At 64.2% G+C, this 24600-nt stretch carries 24 protein-coding genes and 4 tRNA genes; 14 read left to right on the top strand and 14 right to left on the bottom strand.

What is annotated here, in order from left to right; translation table 11 throughout:
- Positions 1 to 3: 3 nt before the first annotated feature.
- The 4 genes from DM806_RS13420 to DM806_RS13405 form a co-directional block, all read right to left on the bottom strand.
- A complete protein-coding gene (locus DM806_RS13420; RefSeq protein WP_179043676.1) occupies positions 4 to 1338 on the bottom strand; it encodes a TldD/PmbA family protein in 1335 nt (444 codons plus the stop codon).
- A gap of 21 nt (positions 1339 to 1359) precedes the next feature.
- The gene (locus DM806_RS13415) at positions 1360 to 2994 is read right to left on the bottom strand and encodes a TldD/PmbA family protein (protein WP_179043675.1); all 1635 of its coding nucleotides are present in this window, start codon (positions 2992 to 2994) and stop codon (positions 1360 to 1362) included.
- Positions 2995 to 3269: 275 nt separating this feature from the next.
- Positions 3270 to 3346, bottom strand: a tRNA-Pro gene (locus tag DM806_RS13410).
- A gap of 104 nt (positions 3347 to 3450) precedes the next feature.
- Positions 3451 to 3750: a JAB domain-containing protein gene (locus DM806_RS13405; RefSeq protein ID WP_179043674.1), complete on the bottom strand. Its 300-nt coding sequence runs from the start codon at positions 3748 to 3750 to the stop codon at positions 3451 to 3453.
- A gap of 166 nt (positions 3751 to 3916) precedes the next feature.
- Here DM806_RS13405 and thyA point away from each other — a divergent pair, with 166 nt between their 5' ends.
- From thyA to DM806_RS13385, 4 genes are all read left to right on the top strand, one after another.
- The gene (gene thyA, locus DM806_RS13400; protein ID WP_179043786.1) at positions 3917 to 4855 is read left to right on the top strand and encodes a thymidylate synthase; all 939 of its coding nucleotides are present in this window, start codon (positions 3917 to 3919) and stop codon (positions 4853 to 4855) included.
- Between the two features lie 114 nt (positions 4856 to 4969).
- On the top strand, positions 4970 to 6265 hold the full coding sequence (locus DM806_RS13395) for a 3-methyl-2-oxobutanoate dehydrogenase (2-methylpropanoyl-transferring) subunit alpha (protein ID WP_179043673.1): 1296 nt from the start codon (positions 4970 to 4972) through the stop codon (positions 6263 to 6265).
- 65 nt (positions 6266 to 6330) lie between these two features.
- Positions 6331 to 7335 carry an alpha-ketoacid dehydrogenase subunit beta gene (locus DM806_RS13390; RefSeq protein WP_179043785.1) on the top strand — a complete coding sequence of 335 codons (1005 nt, stop codon included), beginning with the start codon at positions 6331 to 6333 and terminating at the stop codon, positions 7333 to 7335.
- A 101-nt stretch (positions 7336 to 7436) separates the two neighbouring features.
- Positions 7437 to 8723: a dihydrolipoamide acetyltransferase family protein gene (locus DM806_RS13385; protein WP_179043672.1), complete on the top strand. Its 1287-nt coding sequence runs from the start codon at positions 7437 to 7439 to the stop codon at positions 8721 to 8723.
- 30 nt (positions 8724 to 8753) lie between these two features.
- Here the strand turns inward: DM806_RS13385 and DM806_RS13380 are convergent, their stop codons facing one another.
- Together DM806_RS13380 and DM806_RS13375 are read right to left on the bottom strand one after the other, a co-directional pair.
- The gene (locus DM806_RS13380) at positions 8754 to 9497 is read right to left on the bottom strand and encodes a class I SAM-dependent methyltransferase (protein ID WP_179043671.1); all 744 of its coding nucleotides are present in this window, start codon (positions 9495 to 9497) and stop codon (positions 8754 to 8756) included.
- A 76-nt stretch (positions 9498 to 9573) separates the two neighbouring features.
- Positions 9574 to 10056 (bottom strand): hypothetical protein, encoded by a 483-nt coding sequence (locus tag DM806_RS13375; RefSeq protein WP_179043670.1) that lies wholly within the window; start codon positions 10054 to 10056, stop codon positions 9574 to 9576.
- A gap of 175 nt (positions 10057 to 10231) precedes the next feature.
- Here DM806_RS13375 and DM806_RS13370 point away from each other — a divergent pair, with 175 nt between their 5' ends.
- From DM806_RS13370 to DM806_RS13355, 4 genes are all read left to right on the top strand, one after another.
- Complete coding sequence (locus DM806_RS13370; protein ID WP_179043669.1) at positions 10232 to 11386, top strand: AI-2E family transporter; 1155 nt, start codon at positions 10232 to 10234, stop codon at positions 11384 to 11386.
- Between the two features lie 42 nt (positions 11387 to 11428).
- Positions 11429 to 11505, top strand: a tRNA-Asp gene (locus DM806_RS13365).
- 81 nt (positions 11506 to 11586) lie between these two features.
- A tRNA-Asp gene (locus tag DM806_RS13360) sits at positions 11587 to 11663 on the top strand.
- Positions 11664 to 11742: 79 nt separating this feature from the next.
- Positions 11743 to 11819 (top strand) — tRNA-Asp (locus tag DM806_RS13355).
- Positions 11820 to 11902: 83 nt separating this feature from the next.
- Here DM806_RS13355 and aqpZ read toward each other — a convergent pair.
- From aqpZ to DM806_RS13330, 5 genes are all read right to left on the bottom strand, one after another.
- Positions 11903 to 12634 (bottom strand): aquaporin Z, encoded by a 732-nt coding sequence (gene aqpZ, locus DM806_RS13350; RefSeq protein WP_179043668.1) that lies wholly within the window; start codon positions 12632 to 12634, stop codon positions 11903 to 11905.
- A gap of 252 nt (positions 12635 to 12886) precedes the next feature.
- Positions 12887 to 13129 carry a DUF2842 domain-containing protein gene (locus tag DM806_RS27280; RefSeq protein ID WP_179043667.1) on the bottom strand — a complete coding sequence of 81 codons (243 nt, stop codon included), beginning with the start codon at positions 13127 to 13129 and terminating at the stop codon, positions 12887 to 12889.
- A complete protein-coding gene (locus DM806_RS13340; RefSeq protein ID WP_179043666.1) occupies positions 13126 to 13713 on the bottom strand; it encodes a 5-formyltetrahydrofolate cyclo-ligase in 588 nt (195 codons plus the stop codon). The genes DM806_RS27280 and DM806_RS13340 overlap by 4 nt, the downstream gene beginning before the upstream one ends.
- Positions 13714 to 13919: 206 nt before the next feature.
- Positions 13920 to 14255, bottom strand: coding sequence for a cell division protein ZapA (locus DM806_RS13335; RefSeq protein ID WP_179043665.1), 336 nt, complete (start codon positions 14253 to 14255; stop codon positions 13920 to 13922).
- Positions 14248 to 14442: a hypothetical protein gene (locus tag DM806_RS13330; RefSeq protein WP_256869300.1), complete on the bottom strand. Its 195-nt coding sequence runs from the start codon at positions 14440 to 14442 to the stop codon at positions 14248 to 14250. Before DM806_RS13330 ends, DM806_RS13335 begins: the two co-directional genes overlap by 8 nt.
- A 178-nt stretch (positions 14443 to 14620) precedes the next feature.
- Here DM806_RS13330 and tkt point away from each other — a divergent pair, with 178 nt between their 5' ends.
- From tkt to DM806_RS13315, 3 genes are all read left to right on the top strand, one after another.
- Entirely contained in the window at positions 14621 to 16588 is a 1968-nt protein-coding gene (gene tkt / locus DM806_RS13325) for a transketolase (RefSeq protein ID WP_179043664.1), read from the top strand.
- Between the two features lie 30 nt (positions 16589 to 16618).
- A complete protein-coding gene (gene gap / locus DM806_RS13320; protein WP_179043663.1) occupies positions 16619 to 17629 on the top strand; it encodes a type I glyceraldehyde-3-phosphate dehydrogenase in 1011 nt (336 codons plus the stop codon).
- A 144-nt stretch (positions 17630 to 17773) separates the two neighbouring features.
- Positions 17774 to 18976: a phosphoglycerate kinase gene (locus tag DM806_RS13315; RefSeq protein ID WP_179043662.1), complete on the top strand. Its 1203-nt coding sequence runs from the start codon at positions 17774 to 17776 to the stop codon at positions 18974 to 18976.
- Positions 18977 to 18996: 20 nt separating this feature from the next.
- Here DM806_RS13315 and DM806_RS13310 read toward each other — a convergent pair whose 3' ends face one another.
- Positions 18997 to 20199, bottom strand: coding sequence for an MFS transporter (locus DM806_RS13310; RefSeq protein ID WP_179043661.1), 1203 nt, complete (start codon positions 20197 to 20199; stop codon positions 18997 to 18999).
- Between the two features lie 352 nt (positions 20200 to 20551).
- On the opposite strand from DM806_RS13310, the gene DM806_RS13305 reads away from it, so the two are divergent.
- Complete coding sequence (locus tag DM806_RS13305; protein ID WP_179043783.1) at positions 20552 to 21457, top strand: fructose bisphosphate aldolase; 906 nt, start codon at positions 20552 to 20554, stop codon at positions 21455 to 21457.
- Between the two features lie 67 nt (positions 21458 to 21524).
- On the opposite strand, the gene DM806_RS13300 is transcribed toward DM806_RS13305, so the two are convergent.
- Positions 21525 to 22649, bottom strand: a complete 1125-nt coding sequence (locus DM806_RS13300) for a DmpA family aminopeptidase (RefSeq protein ID WP_179043660.1) — start codon at positions 22647 to 22649, stop codon at positions 21525 to 21527.
- A 98-nt stretch (positions 22650 to 22747) separates the two neighbouring features.
- Here DM806_RS13300 and thiE point away from each other — a divergent pair, with 98 nt between their 5' ends.
- Positions 22748 to 23437 (top strand): thiamine phosphate synthase, encoded by a 690-nt coding sequence (gene thiE, locus DM806_RS13295; RefSeq protein ID WP_179043659.1) that lies wholly within the window; start codon positions 22748 to 22750, stop codon positions 23435 to 23437.
- Here thiE and DM806_RS13290 read toward each other — a convergent pair.
- Positions 23434 to 24105 (bottom strand): glutathione S-transferase family protein, encoded by a 672-nt coding sequence (locus tag DM806_RS13290; protein ID WP_179043658.1) that lies wholly within the window; start codon positions 24103 to 24105, stop codon positions 23434 to 23436. The two genes, thiE and DM806_RS13290, sit on opposite strands and share 4 nt — an antisense overlap.
- 57 nt (positions 24106 to 24162) lie before the next feature.
- Between DM806_RS13290 and DM806_RS13285 the strand changes: the two genes are divergently transcribed.
- On the top strand, positions 24163 to 24600 hold the full coding sequence (locus tag DM806_RS13285) for a MarR family winged helix-turn-helix transcriptional regulator (RefSeq protein WP_179043657.1): 438 nt from the start codon (positions 24163 to 24165) through the stop codon (positions 24598 to 24600).

Below are 24600 nucleotides of genomic sequence, written 5' to 3'. Positions count from 1 at the left end.
GCGTCACACCGCGTCCGACAGCGAGGTGAAGGTGAAGTCGCGCAGCTTCATCGGCGGCACGACGATGTTCATCGACACTTCGTCCGGCGGCACGCGGACCGGCTTGCCCAGTTCCTCGACATTATTGAGCATGATGACCGGGCTTTCGTTGAACCGGAAATTCTTGATCGGATATTTGATCTGCCCGTTTTCGATATAGAAGGTGCCGTCGCGGGTCAGGCCGGTCAGCAGCACGGTCTGCGGATCGACCATGCGGATATACCAGGTGCGGGTGACGAGCACGCCGCGTTCGGTCGAGCGGACGAGATCGGCGGTCGACTTGGTGCCGCCCGTCATCAGGATGTTGCCCATCTGCCCGGCGGCGGGCTTGCCTTGCTTCTGCGCCCAATAACGGCTGTAGTTGAGGTTGGTGATCTTGCCGGCCTTCACCATGTCCATGCGCTGGCGGGCCAGGCCGTCCTCGTCCCACGGCTCGCAGGGCGCGACCGGGTCCCAGGGATCGGTGTAGAAATTGACCTGCGGGCCGAACACCTGTTCGCCCAGTTTGTTGCCGCCGCCCTTCTTGGACAGGAAGCTGCGGCCTTCGTCAGCCTCGCGCGCGCCGAAGAAGTAGAACATGAAGCCGATCAGGCCCGCGGCGGCCATCGGCTCCAGGATCACGGTATATTTGCCCGGCTCCAGCGCCTTGGCTTCGGACGAGGCCGACGCCTTGCGCATGGCGATCTGGATATCGCTGTCTGCCTTGAAGCGGGCGGCGTCCTGCGTGTCGGTGCCGACCCAGCCCGACCCGCGGCCATCCTCGGTCCGGACAGTGCAGGTGTAATCGAGCATGGTCGAGCGCTGATAACCGAAATTGCCCTTGCTGTTGGCGATCGCGGTGAAGCTCTGATTATCCTCCAGATAGCCCGCCGCGATCAGCTTCTGCGTCTTGCAGGCGTTGATCGAAGTGGCGGCGACCTGCGCGCGATAGTCGGGCGTGATGTCGGCGGTAGATTGGGCAAAGGTCGGGCTGGGTTTGTAGCTCTGCTTTTCGACCGCCGGCATGAACTCCGGATTGTCCGGCGCGAGTTGCGCCAGCGTTTCGGCGCGGCGAACAACACGTTCCAGCGACGCGTCGTCGAACTGGTTGATGGTCGCGGTGCCGACCTTCTTGCCATAGGCGACCTGCACGGCCAGCTCGATGTCGTCGGTCAGGCCGGCGGTGGACACATTGTTGCGGGCAAAGCGGATATTACCCTGGATCTTGCCGGTCAGTTGCGCGGTGCACTCGTCGGCCTTGGACAGGGCGACGACCTTGGTCAGGATGGCCTTGGATTGCGCTTCGGTAAGGATGCTCATTGTCTTTTCTCCCTTTGAACGTCAGCCGAGCGAACGCGCGGTGTTGATGACGTTGATGCCGTTGAAGCGCGCGGTCGAGCTACCGTGCGACACAGCCGACACCTGCGGAGGCTGGCCCTTGCCGTCGAAGAAGGAGCCGCCGAGGCGATAGTCGCTGGCGTCGCAAACGCCGACGCAGGCGTTCCAGAATTCCGGGGTACGGATCTGGTAGGCGACATCCTCGATCTGCTGGGTGATCTTGCCGTTCTTGATCTCGTAGAAGAGCTGGCCGCCGAACTGGGCGTTGTAGCGCTGCTGGTCGATAGAAAAGCTGCCGTCGCCGATGATGTAGATGCCGTCCTCGACACCCGCGATCATGTCCGCTACGCTCTTCTTGGCCTTTCCGGGTTCGAGCGACACATTGGCCATGCGCTGGAACTGCACATTGGACCAGCTGTCGGCATAGGCGCAGCCGTCTGATTCCTTCTTGCCCTCGATATGGGCCTGATCGCGGATCGCCTGATAGCCGACGAGCTTGCCGTCGCGGATCAGATCCCATTTCTTGGTCTTGATGCCTTCATCGTCATAGGCAACCGCGCCCAGGCTGCCCGGCTGGGTCTTGTCGGCGACGATGTTTACATTGGCGCTGCCATATTGGAAATGGCTTTCCAGCTTGTCCATCGTGGCGAAGCTGGTGCCGGCATAATTGGCTTCATAGCCGAGCACGCGGTCCAGTTCGAGCGGGTGGCCGACCGATTCATGGATGGTGAGCCAGGTGTGCGACGGGTCGAGGACCAGGTCATATTTGCCGGGTTTGACCGACGGCGCCTTGATCTTGGCCCGCGCCTGCTTGGCGGCGGCGATTGCGTCTTCCTTCATGTCATAGCTGTTGCCATAGACGACCACGCCATTTGGCAGGACGGTCTTGCCGCTGGCCGCGCCGTCCAGATATTCGAAGCCCAGCCCCATGGGCGACGACAGGCCTTCGCGGGTGCGGAACTTGCCGCTGGTCTTGTCGACCGCCGTGATGGTGGTCGGCGCCCAGATGCGGTGGACGTCCTGATCGATATAGCTGCCGTCGGTGCTGGCGAAATATTTCTGCTCGTTGACCAGGAACAGGATGGAATTGATGAAGTCCGCGCCCGCATCCATCGCGGCGGCATTGACGTCCATCAGCAGCGCGACCTTATCCTTGATCGGCACCGCCATGGCGTTCTTGACGATCGGTGTCTTCCAGCTGACTTCGCCCACGCCCCTCGCCGGGGCAAGTTCGACCGGGGCGGTCTGGGCCGGGGCGTTGGCCTTGGCGATGGCGACCGCCTGTTGTGCGGCCTTGGCCACGGCGTCGGCGGTCATTTCATTGGTGGCGGCGAAACCCCAGGCGCCATTGGCGATGACGCGGATGCCGACACCGGACGATTCGGTGTTGACGATATTCTCGACATTGCGCTCACGCGTGATGACGAACTGGCGCAGGTAACGGCCGACGCGTACGTCGCAATAGCTGGCGCCCGCGCTTTTGGCCGCGTTCATGGCGGCGTCGGCAAGGCTCTTCTTCACCGCCACGTCGATGGCGCTGTTCAATTCCTCGGCGGCAATGGCCCTGCCGAACATGGCGGGAAGGACGAGGCCACCCATGCCTGCGGCGCCTAACGCCAGAAAATCGCGTCTATGCACGGTTCGTCTCCTGCCTGACTGTGCCCGAATGATCCGGGTCTGATGCTATATGAGATGCGGCGGTCCGCCGTATCGGCTTGATAAGGCGGATCATTGCCGCCCGGTCTGGTGGGGTCAAATATCTTTTACGATCGCGCAAGAAGGCGGCGCATAGTTTCGACAGATGACATCTGTCGAAAAATTCTGGCCGAGCGCACCGCGCGCGCATGCGAAATCGGCGGAGGCGGCTGATGCCGCTCCGCTCGAAAAATCGCTTCATCTCAATAAGAAGAAGTTGGTCGGGGAAAGAGGATTCGAACCTCCGGCCCCTGCCTCCCGAAGACAGTGCTCTACCAGGCTGAGCTATTCCCCGACCGATGCCGAAGCCGCTTTGTGGGCGGCCCCGTAAGGCAGGAGTGCGCCTATAGAGAGGGGTTTCAGGGCTGGCAAGCGTCAATGACGCTTTTTTTGCATAAGCTATAAAAGGCCCGCGCCGCGGAAGCTGAAACGGGCAGTTCCGGCGTGGATGACATGGTCGGCCAGGCGCAGGTCCAGCGGGCGCAGGCTGCGGGTCAGCGCGCGGGTGAGGGCGATGTCCGCCGGTCGGGGCAGGGGCGTTTCCTCCTGCCGGCGATGCTGGATCAGTGCGACCCAGCTTCCCTCATCCGCCAGCAAATGGCGCAGAAGCTGATGCCAGTCCTGCCGCAGCGGCAGGAACATGCGCGGCCGCCAATGCTGGTCGAGAATCGCAAGGATCGGTCCGGCGTCGGCGCTCATGCTGCGATCCTGCGGGAGCGGCTAGCGCACGGGGAGGTGCAAGCCGCTCCATTATGGTGTCGTTCCTCGCAAGATCGCTCCATTATGACAAGATTGGCGCGCCTCTCCTGCTGGGCTACAGCCGGCGCATCCGGACTCGCTACCGCAGGACCACGCCTTGACCGACATGCCTTCTTCCGCCGCCCCCCATTATGAGCAGCAATATCTGGACCTGATGCGCCATATCTGGACCCATGGGGACGAGCGGGTCGACCGCACCGGTGTCGGCACGCGGTCCGTGCTGGGGGCGACGATGCGATTCTCGCTGGCGGACGATGCGGTGCCTTTGCTGACGACCAAGCGCGTCTATTGGAAGGTCGCGGCGCGCGAGATGCTGTGGTTCCTGACCGGCGACACCAATATCCGCGAATTGGTGCGGCAGGGCGTGCATATCTGGACGGACTGGCCGCTCGACAGCTATCGCAAGGCGACCGGCGAGGACATCGATCGCGACAGTTTCGAGGCGCGGGTCATAGCGGACGAGGCTTTCGCGCGGCAATGGGGCGACCTCGGGCCGGTCTATGGCGCGCAATGGGTGAACTGGCCGCTCTATGAGCCGGCGGGCGATGGCCTCTATCGCAAGGCAGACAAGGGGCAAAACCAGATCGCCGAACTCGTCGAATCGATTCGGCGGACGCCGGGATCGCGTCGCCTGCTCTTCACCGGCTGGAACGTCGCGCAGGTGCCGCAGATGGCGCTGCCCCCCTGTCACATGACCTACCAGTTCCAGGTGGCGGACGGAAAATTAAACGGCCTGTTGTTCCAGCGCAGTTGCGATCTCGGTTTGGGCTTTGCCTTCAACATCTTCGGCCTGTCGATGATCACCCGGATGCTGGCGCAGCAGACCGATCTGGAGCCGGGCGATGTCGTCTGGCAGGGCGGCGACGTCCATCTTTACCTCAACCATGCCGATCTGGTGGAGGAGCAGATGAGCCGTATTCCGTCCGGCACACCAAAATTGCGGATCAATCGCCGGCCTTCGAGTATTTTCGACTATGCGATCGAGGATTTCGAGGTGCTGGATTACGCGCCGCAGGCCCATATTTCCGCGCCTGTCGCTGTCTGATCGGACAGCGAAGGATAGTGGAAAGGAAAATGGGTCAGTAAGGCTTGCCTTTTGTGGCGTTGAAAGATAGTATCTGCTCAAAGCAATATTATTGCAACGACCATAGGAGGCAGGATGAGCGATTCCCCAGGATTCGCGGGCGCTGAAGGGCAGGCGGGACGCAATCTCCCGCCCTTGCGCCTGCATGTGCCCGAACCGCCCGCGCGGCCCGGCGAGAGCGCGGACTTCACCCATTTCGACATTCCGCCGGCCGGCGCGCAGCCGCGCCCGGATGAGGCGAGCCAGCCTTCCGACATGCGGGACATGGCCTATGGCCTGGTGCGCGTGCTGGACGAGGATGGGCAGGCGGTGGGTCCCTGGAACCCCAAACTGCCGCCGGAGACGCTGCTGCGGATGCTGCGCACCATGGCGCTGACCCGCGCCTTCGACGCGCGTATGTTCCGCGCACAGCGGCAGGGCAAGACCAGCTTCTACATGAAGTCGACCGGCGAGGAAGCGGTGTCGATCGGTGCGGCGCTGGCGCTGTCCCGCGATGACATGTGCTTTCCCAGCTATCGCCAGCAGGGCATTTTGATCGCGCGCGACTGGCCCATCGTCGACATGATGAACCAGATCTATTCCAACAAGGGCGACCGGTTGAAAGGTCGCCAGCTGCCGATCATGTATTCGGCACGCGAGGCGGGCTTCTTCTCGATTTCGGGCAACCTGACGACGCAGTATCCGCAGGCGGTCGGCTGGGCGATGGCGAGCGCGGCCAAGGGTGATACGCGCATCGCGGCGACCTGGTGTGGCGAGGGGTCTACGGCGGAGGGCGATTTCCATTCGGCTTGTACCTTCGCCAGCGTCTATCGCGCACCAGTCATCATGAATGTGGTGAATAATCAGTGGGCTATCAGCAGCTTTTCAGGATTTGCTGGAGCGGAGGCGACGACCTTCGCCGCACGCGCCGTGGGCTATGGCATTGCCGGCCTGCGGGTCGATGGCAATGACATCCTTGCCGTCTATGCCGCGACGCGCTGGGCCGCCGACCGGGCGCGGGCCAATGCAGGCCCGACGCTGATCGAGCATTTCACCTATCGCGTCGAAGGGCACAGCACGTCCGACGATCCCAGTGCCTATCGCTCGGCCGAAGAGAGCAGCAAATGGCCGCTCGGCGATCCGATCGCGCGGCTGAAGCAGCATTGCATCGGCTTGGGAATCTGGGACGAGGAACGCCACGCGACGATGGACCAGGAATTGGCCGAAATGGTCCGCGACGCCGCGCGTGCGGCCGAAAAGAACGGCATTCTTGGCCACGGTCTGCATCATCCGATGGAGAGCATGTTCGAGGAAGTGTTCGAGGAGATGCCCTGGCACCTGCGGGAACAGCAGCAGCAGATGCTGGACGAATGGAAGGCAGCCGGCCTGTGAGCGAAGCGATCGAATCAAAAGTCGTGAGCGAGACGCTGACGCAAGCGCGCGACGACGTCGCGCAGATGAACATGATCCAGGCGATCAACAGCGCCATGGACGTAATGATGGAACGCGACCCCAGCGTGGTCGTGATGGGCGAGGATGTCGGCTATTTCGGCGGCGTGTTCCGCGCGACCGCAGGCCTTCAGCAGAAATATGGCAAGAACCGCGTGTTCGACACGCCGATCACCGAATGTGGGATCATCGGCGTGGCGGTGGGCATGGGCGCCTATGGATTGCGGCCGGTGCCTGAAATCCAGTTCGCCGACTATATCTATCCCGCGCTCGACCAGCTGGTGAGCGAGGCGGCGCGGCTGCGCTACCGGTCCGCGGGCGAGTTCATCGCGCCGATGACGGTCCGTTCGCCCTTCGGCGGCGGTATCTTCGGTGGCCAGACCCACAGCCAGTCGCCCGAAGGCATCTTCACCCATGTGTCTGGGGTCAAGACTGTGATCCCGTCGACGCCCTATGATGCCAAGGGGCTGCTGATCGCCGCGATCGAGGATAATGACCCGACTATCTTCTTCGAGCCGAAACGCATCTATAACGGCCCTTTCGACGGCCATTATGATACGCCGGCCAAGAGTTGGGCGGGGCACGAGGCGGCACAAGTGCCCACCGGCTATTATCGCATCCCGCTGGGCAAGGCGCGGATCGCGCGGGCGGGCGAGGCGCTCACCATCCTCTGCTACGGCACGATGGTCCATGTCGTGGAGAATACCGTCGCCGCTCTGGGCATCGACGCGGAAATCGTCGATCTGCGCAGTCTGGTGCCGCTCGACATCGACACGATCGAGGCGTCGGTGAAGAAGACCGGCCGTTGCCTGATCGTACATGAAGCGACGCGGACCAGCGGTTTCGGCGCGGAACTGCTGTCGCTGGTGCAGGAGCGCTGCTTCTATTATCTCGAAGCACCGATCGAGCGCTGCACCGGCTTCGACACGCCCTATCCGCACAGTCTGGAATGGGCCTATTTCCCCGGCCCGGTGCGCATCCGCGAAGCCATCAACAAAATTCTGAAGGACTGACATCCTTCTATTCTTCCGTTCGTTTCGAGCGAAGTCGAGAAACGGAAGCGCAGGTTAATCATCGTGTCTCGACTTCGCTCGACACGAACGGAGCTAAGAAAATGGCCCTTTTCACGTTCAAGCTGCCGGACATCGGCGAAGGCATTTCGGAAGCCGAGATTGTCGGCTGGCACGTCAAGGTCGGCGACCGGGTCGAGGAGGACCAGCCGATCGCCGATATGATGACCGACAAGGCGACGGTCGAGATGGAAAGCCCGGTTGCGGGCAAGGTGATGCGCCTCGCGGGCGAACCGGGCGATCAGGTGCCGATCGGTTCGATGCTTGTCGAGATCGAGGTTGAGGGCGAGGCTGAGGTGGCCCCTGTCGCCGATGCTCCGCCGCCGTCCAAGGCCGCGATCGAGGCGGAAGTGCCGGGTGAGGCGGTGATCGAGCAGATTGCGCCTGCGCAGAACGAGGCCAGCACTCCTGTAAGCACCGAACCCGTCGATGCTGAGTTCCAGCTTTCGCAGCAACATGAAGCGAAGGGGCAGGCCATCCTCGCGTCCCCCGCCGTCCGCGCGCGGGCGAAGGAACTGGGCATCGACCTCGCGCAGGTGAAGCCGACGGCAGACCGCATTCGCCATGCCGATCTTGACGCCTATCTGCTTTATGGTTCGGGCCAGGGCTATCGTCCGGCCGGCCGCTCCGGCAAGCGCGCGGACGAGCAGGTCAAGGTCATCGGCATGCGCCGCCGCATCGCCGAGAATATGGCCGCGTCCAAGCGGCATATCCCGCACTTCACCTATGTCGAGGAAATCGACGTCACCGCGCTGGAGGAACTGCGCGAGCAGCTCAACGCCGGCCGGGGCGATCGGCCCAAGCTCACCATGTTGCCGCTGCTGATCGTCGCGCTGTGCAAGGCGCTGCCTGACTTTCCGATGCTCAACGCCCGTTATGATGACGAGGTGGGCGTGGTTACGCGCCACGGATCGGTGCATCTGGGCATGGCGACCCAGACCGATGCCGGGCTGATGGTGCCGGTGATCCGCGACGCGCAGGATCGCAACGTCTGGCAGTTGGCGGGCGAGATCCGCCGCCTCGCCGATGCCGCGCGCACCGGCAAGGCGAAGTCCGAAGAACTCAGCGGTTCGACGCTGACCCTGACGTCGCTCGGTCCGCTTGGCGGCATCGCCACCACGCCGGTCATCAATCGGCCCGAAGTGGCGATCATCGGCCCAAATCGCGTGATCGAGCGCCCGGTCTTCCGAGGTAAGGAGATCGTCGCGGCGAAACTGATGAACCTGTCGATCAGTTGCGACCATCGCGTGGTCGACGGCTGGGATGCGGCCAGCTTTGTGCAGGCGGTAAGGAAGCTGCTGGAAGCGCCGGCCTTCCTGTTCGTGGACTGATAGGGCGGGGCGGAATCCCGACCGGTTGCTTCATTTCGTCATGACGACGATAGAGCTAAGGCTCGGATCGGGCCGGAAAAGCATCTTCAACACGCGTTTGGCGCTATTCCAACGGCGCTTGCTTAGCAGGCGCCTTGGATATTTGCGGCCCGCGTAAAAGAGGTCGTGAAGATAGTGCGGGATCGGCAGGATGCGTGCGTCGGTGAAGCCGACTTCCTTGCCGCGTCGCATGATGAGGTGGGGCGGCATATCGCGCTCGGTGACGCCGTAGATGCGCATCGCCTCGATCGATTCCGGCGCGGTGGCATGACCTTCGCCGGGTTCGTGAGTAATGAGCGCTCCGCCGGGCTTGAGCGCCTTGTAGGCCGATCCTATCGCCAGCAATTCATCTTCGGCATGATGCAGGGAATCGAAGAAGATGGCCGCATCGAAGCTGCCATCCAGATCGAGCGACTCGAAGTCACCACACAGGAAGGATAGGCGGGCGGATAACCCGTGCCGCGCGCAATTTTCGCGGGCAAGATCGATCATGTCCGGCGCGATATCCTGTCCGACTACCTCATAGCCGCGCTTGGCGAAGAATATGCTGGTCCAGCCGCCGCCGCATCCCAGATCCAGTATCCGGGCGGGGGGAGGCGGCAGCAGGGTCATGATGAAGCCGATCGATGCCAGCGCGATGCCGCAGGACGGGTCGGAAAAGGGCTTTTCCAGGGAATGTTCGCGCCCGCCTTCGCCCAGATTGGCAAGATAGGTCAGTTCGCCGGCTTTGGGCATGGCAAGTCTCCGTATTGGGGGCTTCATGTACGGAGGCGAAGGGGGGAACTCAAGCAACCTTCTATCGGGCAGCCTTCTATCGGATGGTCGCGCGATAACTGATGCGGCCCGTCTGGCCTGCCGCGGCGTCGGGCAGCGTCCAGCGGACATGGGTGACGTCGGAAGCGACGGCCCGGCGGGTACCGCCGAGCGGCGTCGGCAGTATGAACTGATCGAGCCGGCCCCAATGCGCGCCGCCATCGACCGAGATCTGCATGGCGGGATCGTCGAGGTCCAGTTCCTGCCCGCGCGGCAGGGCGCGGGTGACGGCGGCGTCGCGGAGCGGCATGCTCCCCTCATTACGCCAGTTGAGCAGTACGATCAGCTGGTCGCCGGGCTGGAGGCGATTCGCGCTGGCGAGCACACGGCGCGGACGACCATTGAGGTCGGTGGTGGTTCGCTCGACGAACATCTGGGTGTCGAGCCGCAGCGGCTGTTGCGCCGTCACGGAGCTAGTTGCGCCGAGGCTGGCGATCGCGCCCAGCCATGCCCCAGTACGTACCCCCGTCCGTGCCTTCATTGTCTGCCCCGGTTCATATCCCCAACCTGTGGCATAGCGGCGGATACCGAACAATTGGTTAAGCCCCTGTTTTCCCTGTGGCCGACGACAAAAGCCGTGACGAGCATTGTAAATTGACGCCGTCCATCGCCCGGCGCACATCGGGAAGATATTGAGCGGGCGAAGAGAATCAGGCGTGACACCGGCGGAACAGCAGGAAATCAATCGGCGGCGCGATCGTCTGCTGGCGTCGATCGCGCTGACGTCGGGAATCGGGCTGATCCTTGCGCTGCCGTTCGCCTTGCGGGCCGGGGCGGAATTCTTCCTGCCGCTGACCGCCGCGCTGGTGATCGCGATCGCGCTGGTGCCGCTGCTCGAATGGATGGAACGGCGTGGATTGCCGTCGGGCCTGGCGGCGTTGATTGCCGTGGTCGGTTTTCTGCTGGTCGCCAATACCGCGCTGGTGCTGATCGTGGTGCCGGCGACCGACTGGTTCCGCATCCTGCCCCAGCGGCTGCCGCAGATCCAGACGAACCTGGCGCCGCTCATCGACTTCTATTCCAATCTTCAGCGCTTCGTCGACGAAACCGTGCAGATGCTGGCGACAGGGCCGGTCGCGGCGGCGCAGACGGCGGCGGTGGAAGCGCCCCGGTCGCTGCTGCAATTCGCAGCGACATCCGCGCCGTCCGCGATCATCCAGATGGTGTTCGCGCTGCTCATCATCTATTTCTTCCTCGCCGGCTGGACCAAGCTGCGCCGCCGCACGATCAACAGTCGTGGCAGTTTCGACGGGGCGATGGCGGTGGCGCGGGTGATCCAGAATGTGGTCGACGCGACGTCGGCCTATGTCATCACCATCGCCACCATCAACCTGTGCCTGGGGCTGGCGGTTGCGATCGCGCTCTGGGTGATCGGCATGCCGTCGCCGCTGATGTGGGGCGGCATCGTCGCCCTGCTGAACTTCATTCCCTATTTCGGGCCGATGCTGGCGGCAGTGCTGCTGGGTCTGGGCGGCCTGATGGTGTTCGACGACGTCTATGTCGCGCTGTTGCCTGCCGGGCTTCAGGTCGGTTTCCATCTGGTGGAGGCCAATGTCATCACGCCGCTGCTGCTCGGCCGGCGGCTGACGATGAACCCGCTGCTGATTCTCGTGTCGCTGACCTTCTGGGGATGGGTGTGGGGAACGCCGGGCGCGCTGCTGGCCGTGCCCTTGCTCATCATCCTCCAGACCGTGATCTCGGCGGCGGGAACGCCGGATATTGCCGGTTTCCTGTTCGAGCAGGGGACGCTGACCGTGTCGCGCCGCAAAGAAAATGACGAGAAAGATGAAACTGATGTTGCGGACGGTTGACAGCATCGGCGGACGCTCATAGACGGCGCTTCCACACCAAACGCGGGTGTAGCTCAGTTGGTTAGAGTGCCGGCCTGTCACGCCGGAGGTCGCGGGTTCGAGCCCCGTCACTCGCGCCACTTTCCTTGCAGGAAGGTGGGAATGGTGTAGAAGATATGCATCGTCTGGTGACGTTCGTGTCACGAAAGATGCCACCCTGCGCGGGTGTAGCTCAGTTGGTTAGAGTGCCGGCCTGTCACGCCGGAGGTCGCGGGTTCGAGCCCCGTCACTCGCGCCACCTTCCTTGACCGGAAGGTGAATTTCACCGGATTTGCAGCCGCCGGTGGCCTTTGGGCCGAACAGGTCGCACGCCCTGCGCGGGTGTAGCTCAGTTGGTTAGAGTGCCGGCCTGTCACGCCGGAGGTCGCGGGTTCGAGCCCCGTCACTCGCGCCACCTTCCCCGACCGGAAGGTGAATTTCCCCGATATATTCATTTTGTCGGCCAGCGTCCCGAAGGACGCCAGCCCCATGGCTTCCCTATAGCTCTCCGCCAGTCACGGCAGGTGGCAGCGGTTCGGTGGCCAGCCAGCGATAGACCCCGCCTGCGATGAGCGCGCCCAGGATCGGCGCAATCCAGAAGAGCCAGAGCTGTTGCATCGCCAGGCCGCCGACCAGCAGCGCCGGTCCCGTGCTGCGCGCCGGATTGACCGATGTATTGGTCACGGGAATGCTGATCAGGTGAATGAGGGTCAGCGCCAGCCCGATCGCGATCGGCGCGAAGCCGACCGGCGCCCGTGTGTCGGTTGCGCCGAGAATCACCGACAGGAAACCGAAGGTGAGGACCAGTTCGATCGCCAGCCCGGATGCCAGCGTGTAGCCGCCCGGCGACTGCACGCCATAGCCGTTGACCGCCAGCCCATTGTCCGCCAGTGCGAAATCGGGATGGCCGCTGGCGATGAACAACAGCAAAGCCGCCGCTACCACCGCGCCCACCACCTGCGCGACGATATAAGGTGCTATGTCGCGCACCGGAAAGCGGCCGCCTGCCCAAAGGCCGACCGTGACCGCCGGGTTCAGGTGGCAGCCCGAAATATGGCCGATCGAATAGGCCATGGTCAGCACCGTCAGTCCGAACGCCAGGCTGACGCCCAGCAGGCCGATGCCGACGTCCGGAAAGGCGGCGGCCAGCACCGCGCTGCCGCAGCCGCCGAACACCAGCCAGAATGTTCCCAATGTTTCAGCGAAGAGCCGCTTGCCCAATCCAACCATCACCGTCTCCTGTACCAGTGGGTCCAAGCCACCAACGGCGAAGACATGCGAAGCGGGGTGGCGCCGCTCGATCGGGGGAAGGGAAGAATGGCAGGGACGGCAAAGGCGCGCGTCAGGCGCGTTGGGGACAGCGATGGCACGATCGTCATGGCGTCGCACTCCGTCCGGTAGCGCGGAAGGCCGGGCCGATGCCGGTGCTCCGTTACGCTAACTCAACGGATCAATAATGATTCGCCCGGAAATTGTCACGGACTAACCGCGCCGCCAGCGCCCCGTTTCCATCCAGACCAGCAGCCGGCGGAGCGGCAATAGCCAGATCCAGACGATCCCCGACACCCCATAGACGGGAACCTGCACCCACATCGGCAACGCGCCGATCGGGCCGGACAGGCTGGCGACCAGCACCGCCCAGAGCAGGATCAGGCCGATGATCGTCAGCATACCCACGGGCTTGCGCCAGCTGGGCTGGTGATAATGGCGCGGGTCGATGCTCACAGTTCCGGCCCCTCGATTAGTTCGACCTCGGTCAGGATGGCATGCAGCGGCAGATCCCAGGGATCGACCGGCACTGCGTCGATTTCCTGCGCCGACCAGGCGAGGCCGACACGGAGCGCATCGGGAAAGCGGGCGAAGGCGCGGTCATAATAGCCGCCGCCCTGGCCCAGCCGGTTCATCCCGCGGTCGAAGCCGACCAGCGGCGCGATGATGGCGTCGGGGAGGACCGGCGCGCCTTTCGGTTCGGGATGGCTGGTGCGGAAAGGGCCGGGGACGAGCTGGTCCTCCGGTTGCCATTCGAGGAAATCCATGCTGCCGAGGCGATCGAGCACGCGCGGCAGGGCGACAATCTTGCCCATCGCCTGCAATTGCGCCGCCAGCCGCTGGGCGGGCGCTTCTTCATCCAGGCCCATATAGAGCGCGACAACCTTCGCCGGTTCCAGATGGCGGGCGAGGGGAGAGGGGATCATCTTGAACGCCAGCCGGTGTGCCAGCGGATCGATCGTGGCGACGAAATTCCGTCGCCTGTCCCGGGCAAGGGCGCGCAATGTCGTCTTGTCGGCGGCCAGCATGTCGTCGCTCATCATGACCCTATTCAGGTGGCTGGAAGGCGGAGGAGGGTGACGGGACCGCCTCGGTCGTTTGCTGGAAAATCCTCTGACGCCTCAACGTCAGGTGGGGACCATGTAGTTCGGACCAGGGTCCGGCCAGGGACAGCCCCCTTGGATGTGATTATCGCCTCAGGGATGTTCGCTAAAGCTCGTGCCGCGCAGTGCCCGTCACCGCTAATCTAGGCGCTCGCGGCGGGTGCGGCAAGCCCGTCGCGCAGCTTTTCTATCCGCGCGGCGAGAGCTTCAATCGCGCGGACCGCTGCCTCGTCATCGGCCTCCAGCGCCAGCGCCTCCTGCCGGCCGGCCAGTTCGCGCCGCCGGTCGTTGAGTTCGTCGGCCAGGAAGAGGGCGGCGAACAGCAAGGTGCGCACTTCGGTAAGGCCGGGGGTGGAGCGTTGCGCCACGCGCGCTTTTTCCTCGATCATCTTGGCGAGGCGGGCGAGATGCTGTTCCTCTCCGTCGCGAACGACGATGTCATATTGGCGACCGGCAATGTGCAATGTGGTGTCAGCCATGGGTTCGCCCCTTCAGATCCTCGATCAAATCGTCCAGCGACCGCAGCGCCGCATGGGCCGCAGGCACGTCTATGCCGGGTGTGGAGGGGGATCGGGCGGCCGCGACGATGTCGGCCACTTCCTGTTCGAGCCGGCCGACCGCACGCTCCAGCGTGCCGATCGCCTGCATCATGCGCTCGCTAGCCATGACTCACCCATAGCGAAAGGCGAGCACGCGTGAAAGCCGGGATCGGGCGGTTCGGCGCGGCTTTGCCCCCTGCGATGGTTGACGCATGGGGCTTGACGCGACAAAGGAGGCCCAACTCGACTCGCCCGCCAGCGTGCGGGCCGTCCTTACGCCTGCTCAGGAAAGACGCCCGCCCAAGATGACCGTTTCCGAAAAGTCGCTCGCCAACGCCATCCGGGCGCTGTCCATGGACGCCGTGCAGGCCGCCAACAGCGGCCATCCGGGCATGCCGATGGGCATGGCCGATGTGGCGACCGTCCTGTTCGGTGATTATCTGAAGTTCGATCCGACCCAGCCCAAATGGGCCGACCGCGACCGTTTCGTCCTGTCGGCGGGCCATGGATCGATGCTGATCTATTCGCTGCTGCACCTGACCGGCTATGCCAAGCCGACGATTGAGGACATCGCCAACTTCCGCCAGTTGCACAGCCCCTGCGCGGGCCACCCGGAGAATTTCGAGCTGGCAGGCGTCGAAGCGACCACCGGCCCGCTGGGTTCGGGCCTTGCCACCGCCGTGGGCATGGCGATTGCCGAGCGTCACCTGAACGCGCAGTTCGGCGACGATCTGGTCGATCACCGCACCTGGGTGATCGCCGGCGACGGCTGCCTGATGGAAGGCATCAACCATGAGGCGATCGGCCTTGCCGGCCATCTGAACCTCGGCCGCCTGATCGTGCTGTGGGACGATAACAAGATCACCATCGACGGCGCGGTCGACTTGTCGAGCAGCGAAGATGTGCTGGCCCGTTATGCCGCGACTGGCTGGCATGTCGTGTCGTGCGACGGCCATGACGTGGCCGACGTCCGTCGCGCGCTGGCCGAAGCGGTTGCCGATCCGCGCCCCTCGATCGTCGCCTGCGCCACCAAGATCGGCTATGGCGCGCCGAACAAGGCAGGCACCTCGGGCGTGCACGGCTCTGCGCTGGGCGAGGCCGAAGTCGCCGCCGCCCGCGAATTTCTTGGCTGGACCGCCGAACCCTTCGTCGTCCCGGCGGAGATCGCCGACGCATGGAAGGCGATCGGCGCCAAGGGGCGCGACGTTCGCGCTACTTGGGAAGGTCGCCTTGCAAGCAACGAAAAGGGCGTGGAATTTTCTCGTCGCATGGCGGGTGAACTGCCCGCGGACTTCTCGCTCGACGCCTATATCGACACGCTGATCGCCAACCCCCAGAAGGTCGCTACCCGCAAGGCTAGCGAACTGGCGCTGGGCGCGATCAACGATCTGCTGCCCGAAACGCTGGGCGGTTCGGCCGACCTTACCGGTTCGAACAACACCAAGACCAAGTCGACCGGCCCGCTGACCAAGGACGACTATTCGGGTCGCTATGTCTATTACGGCATCCGCGAATTCGGCATGGCCTGCGCCATGAACGGCATGGCGCTGCATGGCGGCGTCATCCCCTATGGCGGCACCTTCCTGGTCTTCTCCGACTATATGCGCGGCGGCATCCGCCTCGCGGCGCTCCAGCAGCAGCGCGTGATCCACGTCCTGACCCACGATTCGATCGGTCTGGGTGAGGACGGCCCGACCCACCAGCCGATCGAACATGTCATGTCGCTGCGCATGATCCCGAACCTCGACGTCTATCGCCCGGCCGACATCGTAGAGACGGCGGAATGCTGGGAACTGGCGCTCAAGGATGCGACCGGCCCGTCGGTGCTGGCGCTGACCCGTCAGAACCTGCCGCAGCTGCGCACGCAGAAGAGCGAAAATCTTTCGGCCAAGGGCGCCTATCGCCTGGTCGCGGCGACCGCCGCGCGCAAGGTCGTGCTGATCGCCACCGGTTCGGAAGTCGAGATCGCCGTCGCCACCGCCAAGGCTCTGGAAGAGCAGGGCATCGGCGCCGACGTTGTTTCCATGCCCAGCTTCGCCCATTTCGATGCGCAGGATGCCGACTACAAGGCCGACATCCTGCCCGCCGACGTGCTGCGCGTCTCGATCGAGGCAGGCACGACCTTCGGCTGGGAGCGCTATACCGGCCTCGACGGCCTGCGCTTTGGCATCGACAGCTTCGGCGCGTCGGCCCCGGCGGAAGCGCTCTACGACCATTTCGGCCTGACCGCCGCCAAGATCGCGCCGCAGGTTGCGGCCGCCCTCAATTCCTAACCGACAAACAGAACCCAGGAGGCTAGTGCAGTGGCAACGAAGGTAGCAATTAACGGTTTCGGACGTATCGGTCGCCTGGTGGCGCGCGCAATCCTGTCGCGTACCGACCATGACCTGGAACTGGTCAGCATCAACGATCTGGGCGATGCTCAAGCCAACGCCCTGCTGTTCAAGCGGGATTCGGTCCATGGCAACTGGGCCGGCGATGTCAGCGTCGACGGTGATTTCCTGGTCGTCGACGGCAAGAAGATCAAGGTGACGGCGGAGCGCGACCCCGCAAACCTGCCGCACGCGGAACTGGGCGTCGAAATCGCCCTGGAATGCACCGGCATCTTCACCACGAAGGACAAGGCCAGCGCCCACCTGACCGCCGGCGCCAAGCGCGTCGTCATCTCTGCGCCCGGCACCAATGTCGACAAGACGGTCGTGTTCGGCGTCAACCATGACACGCTGACCGCCGATGACATCGTCATCTCGAACGCCAGCTGCACCACCAACTGCCTCGCCCCGCTGGCGAAGGTCCTGCATGACGCGATCGGCATCGAGCGCGGCTTCATGACCACGATCCACAGCTACACCAACGACCAGAACACGCTGGACCAGATCCACAAGGACATGCGCCGCGCCCGCGCCGCTGCCCTGTCGATGATTCCGACCACCACCGGCGCCGCTCGCGCCGTGGGTGAAGTTCTGCCCGCGCTGAAGGGCAAGCTGGACGGCTCGTCGGTCCGCGTGCCGACCCCGAACGTCTCGGTCGTCGACCTGAAGTTCATCCCCAGCCGCGAAACCAGCGTCGAAGAAGTGAACGGCCTGCTCAAGGCCGCTTCGGAAGCCGGCCCGCTCAAGGGCGTGCTCGGCTATTCGGACGAGCCGCTGGTGTCGATCGACTATAATGGCGACGCGCGCAGCTCGACCGTCGACAGCCTGGAAACGGCCGTGATTGAGGGCAACCTCGTCCGCGTGCTCAGCTGGTACGACAATGAATGGGGTTTCTCGAACCGCATGATCGACACCACGGGTGTCGTGGCGAAGTTCCTGTAATATGTTCGGGGGACAGGGCGACCTGTCCCTCTTTTTCCGTCATCCCAGCGAAAGCTGGGATCTCGCTTTCTTCCTCGCCGTGGGAAAGGGAGAGGGATCCCAGCCTTCGCTGGGATGACGTTTGTTAGGATCAGGGGAAAAGACATGACCAAGCCCTTCAAGACCCTCGACGACATGGGCGACATCGCCGGCAAGGTTGTGCTGGTGCGCGAAGACCTGAACGTGCCGATGCAGGATGGCTCGGTCAGCGACGACACCCGCCTGCGCGCTGCGATGCCGACCGTGCTGGAACTGGCCGATCGTGGCGCCAAGGTGCTGATCCTCGCCCATTTCGGTCGCCCCAATGGGCAGAAGAACCCGGAATTCTCGCTGTCGAAGATTACCCGCCCGCTGACCCAGGTGCTGGGCCGCGACGTGCAGTTCATTCCCGACTGCCAGGGCGAAGCCGCCGTCGACGGCATCAAGGTGATGCGTAACGGCGACATCGCCATCCTCGAAAATACCCGTTTCCACGCCGGTGAGGAAAAGAATGATCCGGCGCTGGTCGAGGCGATGGCCGCGATCGGCGACATGTACGTCAACGACGCCTTTTCCGCCGCGCACCGCGCGCACGCCTCGACCGAAGGTCTGGCGCGCAAGCTGCCTTCCTTTGCCGGCCGCTCGATGGAAAAGGAGCTGGACGCGCTGCAGGCGGCGCTGGGCGAACCGGTGAAGCCGGTTGCGGCTGTCGTGGGCGGCGCGAAGGTGTCGACCAAGCTCGACGTGCTCAACAACCTCGTCGCCAAGGTCGATCATCTGATCATCGGCGGCGGCATGGCGAACACCTTCCTCTATGCCCGCGGCGTCGATGTCGGCAAATCGCTGTGCGAAAAGGATCTGAGCGATACGGCCGAAGCGATTTTCGACAAGGCGGAAGCCGCCGGCTGCATCATCCATCTCCCCTATGACGTGGTCGTGGCCAAGGAATTTGCCGCCAACCCGCCGTCGGTCCGCACCTGCAACGTGCATGAGGTGGCTGAGGACGAGATGATCCTGGACGTCGGTCCCGCCGCTGTCGAGGCACTGGGCGATGCGCTCAAGAACTGCCGCACGCTGGTGTGGAACGGGCCGCTCGGCGCGTTCGAAATCGCACCGTTCGACACGGCCACGGTGGCTCTCGCCAAGACGGCGGCAGCTTTGACCAAGGAAGGCCAGCTGACCTCGGTCGCGGGCGGTGGCGACACCGTCGCGGCGCTCAACCATGCGGGCGTCGCTGCCGATTTCAGCTTCGTCTCTACCGCCGGTGGCGCCTTCCTCGAATGGATGGAAGGCAAGGAACTGCCCGGCGTGAAGGCGCTGATCGGCTGAACGTATGACGACCCGGGGGGTCAGCGCGGTGCGCTGGCGCCCCGGTCGAACAGCAGGAAGGCGATGGTGGCGACGCTGCCGATCGCGGCCCCAGCCAGTGCGCTCGCGGTCCAGCCGCCCGCTTCATAGGTTGCCGACCCGATCACCGATCCCATGGCGCCGACGATGAACATCACCGTTACATAGGCGGCGTTGATGCGGCCGCGGGCGTGCGGATCGAGCGAGAAGATCAGCTTCTGCCCGGTGATCTGGCTCATCTGCACTGCGCCGTCGATCAGCACCGCCATGATGGTGAAACCGATCAGGCTGCCCGCCGCGACCGTCCAGTCTGCCAGCAGGAAGCCGAGCGTCAGCCCCGCCAGCCCGATCAGCGAAGCCGGTCGCGTCAGGCGGCGATCGGCCATCCAGCCGGCGATCGGCGCCACCAGCGCCCCGCCCGCGCCCGCCAGCGCGAAGGCGCCGATGCCGGCATGGCCGAGATGAAATTCATGGATCAATGCCAGCGGCGCGGCGGTCCAGAACAGGTTGAAGGCGGCGAACATCGACGCCTGGTAGAAGGCGCGCATGCGCACAACGCGATGCTTCACTAGTTGCGAGAAGGTGGATGCCAGCACCTCGCCATAATGCATGCCGCCCTTGGGCCGGCGCTGGGGACAGGCGATCAGCAGCGCGATGCCGACGATCGCCATGACGATCGCAGACAGGATGAAGGTCGTCCGCCATCCTACTGATCCTGCAAGAAAGTTGGCTACTGGACGAGACAGCATGATGCCGAACAACAGGCCGCTCATCACTGTGCCGACGACGCGCCCCTGCTTTTCGGGCGCGGCCAGGTGCGAGGCGAGGGGGACGAGAACCTGCGCTCCAGTCGCGCCGACGCCGGTCAGGATCGACGCCACCAGAAAGCTGGTCGGTCCGTCGGACAGGGCGATGGCGATGCAGCCGATGATGGTCGCGACGATCGATGTCAGCACGATCCGCCGGTTTTCGAACAGATCGGCGACCGGAACGACGAGGAAGAGGCCGACGCCATAACCAAGCTGCGTCAGCGTAGTGATAAGGCCGGCGACCCCCGCCGACATGCCGATCTCCGGCCCGATCACGTCGATTAGCGTCTGGGCATAATAGAGATTGGCGACCATCACCCCGCAGGCGATGGCCATCAAGAGGATGGCACCACGGGACAGGTCGGCGCGGTCGGGTGCAAGGGCTACGGCAGTCATGCCGAGCCTAATGGGTTGCGGAGCCGAACCTTTCAACCGCCTTCGGAAGTTTTCTTGTGCAGTGCGTCAACCGAATCCGATGGTAATTGGGGAATGCCATCGCCCCGATGCCTCGTCATCCTTCCCCCTGTCGCGGGATAGCCGCAACTCACCGACACGCCAGCGATAATGGCGTAATTCTGTCGGGTGCAGGGGTTGCGCTTCTTGCGGTGCGGCATGGGACTGGCTAACAGCCCGAAGATCGGCGATCATGATGCCGACGCCGCACCCGGCGGGCAGGCGATGGAGCGCCTGCCAACAGTCTTATTCGCGCTGCCGGAGGGGCGGCGCGCCCAAGGGAAGGTATGTGCAGATGCTGGATCAGACCATGAAGCAGAAGATCGCCGACGGGAACGGCTTCATCGCCGCGCTCGACCAGAGCGGCGGTTCGACGCCGAAGGCGCTCAAGGGCTATGGCGTAGACGAAAGCGCCTGGTCGACCGAAGAGGAAATGTTCGGCCTGATCCATGCGATGCGCAGCCGCGTGATCACCGCGCCGCCCTTCACCGGCGACAAGGTGCTGGGCGCGATCCTGTTCGAGCGCACCATGGACGGCGCCGTCGACGGCAAGCCGACCCCGACGGCGCTGATCGAGCGCGGCGTCGTGCCCTTCATCAAGATCGACAAGGGTCTTGAGGACGAAGCCAATGGCGTGCAACTGATGAAGCCCAATCCGGGCCTCGACGCGCTGCTCGCCCGCGCCAAGGGGCTGGGCGTGTTCGGCACCAAGGAGCGTTCGGTCGTCAACCTCGCCAATGCCGAGGGCATTGCCGCCGTCGTCGCGCAGCAGTTCGAAGTCGGCCGCCAGGTGCTGGCCGGCGGCCTGATGCCGATCATCGAGCCGGAAGTGAACATCAAGTCGCCCGAGCGGGCCGAAGCCGATGCAATCCTGCTTCAGGAAATCCTCAAGAATCTGGACGCACTGCCCGAAGGCGAGCAGGTGATGCTCAAGCTTTCGCTGCCTGCCAAGCCGGGCCTGTTCGACCCGTTGGTCGACCATCCCAAGGTGCTGCGCGTCGTAGCGCTGTCGGGTGGCTTCAGCCGCACCGAAGCCTGCGCCGAACTGGCGAAGAATCGCGGCATCATCGCCAGCTTCAGCCGCGCACTGCTGAACGACCTGCGCCATCAGATGACCGACGAGGAATTCAACGCCTCTCTGGGCGAAGCGATCGACGAGATCCACGGCGCCTCGGTCGCCAAGCAGCCGGTCGCGGCCTGATCTACGCCTGATGCAGAAAAGGCCGGGCGGCGCGATCCGCCCGGCCCTTTTTTTCGAACGCGGCGCTTTACCGCCCCTTCAGCATCGGCAGCACCTTGTCGAGCGGTAGAGCTTCCGCCGTGCCGCGATGGCCGTCCACCGTCTGCGCCTTGAACAGGGCGTTCAGCACCGCTTCCTCGGTCGCCTCGATCACTGCCTGGAACAGCGGGGACATGCGGTCATTGGCCAGATCCTCGACCGCCGCCACTCTGTCCCGCTTCACCGCCGTCCGTCGCACCGCTTCGCTGGTCGAGAAGGCGAGGGCATAATCGCCCGATCCGTTGGAAAAGCTGGAGCCGGTCCGGGCAATACCGCCAAAGGCCCGCTCGGCCACGCGGCGCAGGTTGCGGTCGGACAGGGGCGCATCGGTGGCGATGACGATCACGACCGACCCGTCCGCCTTCTTTTCCTCGACCTGCTGCCGATAATCGTAGCGGCCGAGCTTCACGCCGACCGGCACGCCAGCGATCGTCAGCACGCCACCATAATTGGCCTGCACCAACACGCCGACGATCCAGCCGCCCAGCGACGCCGGCAGCTTGCGCGACGATGTGCCGATCCCGGCCTTGAAGCCAAATGCCATTGTGCCGGTGCCTGCGCCGACCACGCCTTCCTCGACCGGGCCGGCCTTCGCGCTTTCGATCGCGCGACGGGCGTCGGCGATGCTCACATGACGGCCGCGAATGTCGTTCAACATCCCGTCATTCGTCTCGCCGACCACGGCATTGACCGATCGCACCTCCTCATTGCCCGGCTGGGCCAGCGTCCATTCGACCGAGGCCGCGCCGGCTTCCGCGACGTTCAGCGTGTTGGTCAGCAGGATCGGTGTTTCGACCTCGCCCAGTTCGGCGACCTGCGTCGATCCCATGAACTTGCCGAACGCGTTATAGGCGACGAAGCCCGCCGGAACCTTGTCCCGGAACAGGTTGCCGCCATGGGGCAGGATCGCGGTGACGCCGGTATTGACGTCATGGCTGCGCGGGAGCGTGACCTGCCCGACCTTCACCCCCGCGACGTCGGTAATGGCATTGAGCGGGCCGGGCTGGAGAATGCCGACCGTCACCCCGGCTTCCCGCGCGCGCGGACGTTCCGTTTCCTTCGCCAGCAGCGGCGCGCCGGAAAGGAGTATGATGATAGCCAAGGCATGACGCATGGTGATTTTCCCCTGTTCTGAATGGCTTCGTCTATCAGCGACGCATGCAGGCCGCCAGTCGCCCTTGGCGAGCGCGACGGAGCAGTTATAAGGCGCGCATGACCGACTTTACCGAAGAAGAGCTGGCGCTCGATCCGCAATTCGCCGACCAGTTCGAACAGGGCTTCCGCCCCGCCTGCCAGCTATACCTGATTTCTCCGCCGACCATCGACGAAGCCTTTATCGAGCAGCTTGCCGCCGCCTTCGATGGCGGGAAGGTCGCGGCCTTCCAGTTGCGGCTCAAGGGGCTGGACGAGGAGGCTATCGCCGCTGCCGCCGCGCCGCTCCAGAAACTGTGCGCAGAGCGCGAGGTCGCCTTCATCATCAACGACAGCGCGGAACTTGCGCACCGGCTGGGCGCGGATGGCGTGCATCTGGGGCAGGGCGACGGCGATCCCAGGGCAGCACGCAAGCTGCTGGGGCCGAAGGTCCAGATCGGCATCACCTGCCATGACAGCCGCCATCTGGCGATGGAAGCGGGGGAGGCGGGGGCCGACTATGTGGCGTTCGGCGCTTTCTATCCCACCACGACCAAGGAAACGACGCATCATCCCGATCCGTCGATCCTGGGCTGGTGGACGACGCTGTTCGAACTGCCCTGCGTCGCGATCGGCGGCATCACCGCCGACAATGCCGCGCCTTTGGTGGAGGCGGGCGCGGATTTCCTCGCGGTGAGCGGGGCGGTGTGGAACCATCCCGAAGGGCCGAAGGCGGGCGTCGCCGCCTTCGCTGCGGTTCTGGGCGGTTAAGCAGTAACCGGATCGGGCGCGAAGGACGCCAGTTGCGCGTCCAGCGCCCGCTGGAAGGCAGGCCGCTCGATACAGCGGGTGCGATAGGCAAGCAGGTTCGGGAACTCGGCCATCAGCGCGTCGTCGGACACTTCGCGCAGCACCGTCGCCATGATGATGTCGGCGGCGGTGAAGCCGCCCTCCATATACTCTTTGTCGCCCAGCCAGTCCGACAAGCTGCCCAGCCGGCCGCGCAGCGTCTCGATCACCTGCGGGCGGCGCAGCCGCGCCCATTCTGCGTCCTTGTTGAAGGTGTCGATATTGACGAGGTCGAACACGAACGGTTCGACGCTGTTGAGCGCCGCCGTCACCCAGGTCAGCACGCGGCATCGGCCCGCCGCATCGCGCGGCATCAGCGTTTCCGATCGCTCGGCGATGCGCAGCACCATCGCGCCGCTTTCGAACATCTGCACCTCGGCATCGCGATAGGCGGGCACCTGACCAAAGGGCTGCTCGCGGCGATAGTCCGCGCCTTTGGCCGTGTCGAAATCGATCAGCCTTTCGCGATAGGAGAGGCCCGCTTCCTCGCAGGCCCAGCGCGGGCGCAGGTCGCGCACGAAACCGCGCGCGAAATCGGGCACCCAGGCAAAGCCGGTAATCTCGATATCGGATTGGGGATCGATGGGCATGGTCAGGTTCCTCTCGCGACTCTTGACTTAATAAGTTGATATCAACATATATGAAGCATGTCAAAAGTGCTCGTTTCCACCGATCAGACCCTGTTCGTACGCGATCATTGCCTGTGTCTGGCGACACAGCGTGCCGCGCGATCCCTGTCGCGCCGCTTTGACGAAGCGTTCCGGTCGCTGGGCCTGACCAGCGGGCAATTTTCGCTGCTGAACGCGCTCAACCGGCCGCAGCCGCCCTCAGTCGGGTCGGTGGCGCACTTGCTGGCGATGGATCGTACGACGCTGACCGCCAATCTGAAGCCGCTGGAGCGGGACGGGCTGGTGCGGACGGAGGCTGATTCCGATGATCGACGGGTTCGCCGCCTCGTCCTGACCGAGGCGGGACGGCAGCGATTGGCAAGCGCCATGCCGATCTGGATCGCCGTCCATGGCGAGATCGACGCCGGTTTGACCGATGCCGGGGCGTTGCGATCCGGGCTGGCGGCCTTGCGCTGA

It is taken from the genome of Sphingobium lactosutens (assembly GCF_013393185.1).
Taxonomy (GTDB): Bacteria; Pseudomonadota; Alphaproteobacteria; order Sphingomonadales; family Sphingomonadaceae; genus Sphingobium; species Sphingobium lactosutens_A.
This window is presented reverse-complemented; position numbering and strand designations above follow the sequence as displayed.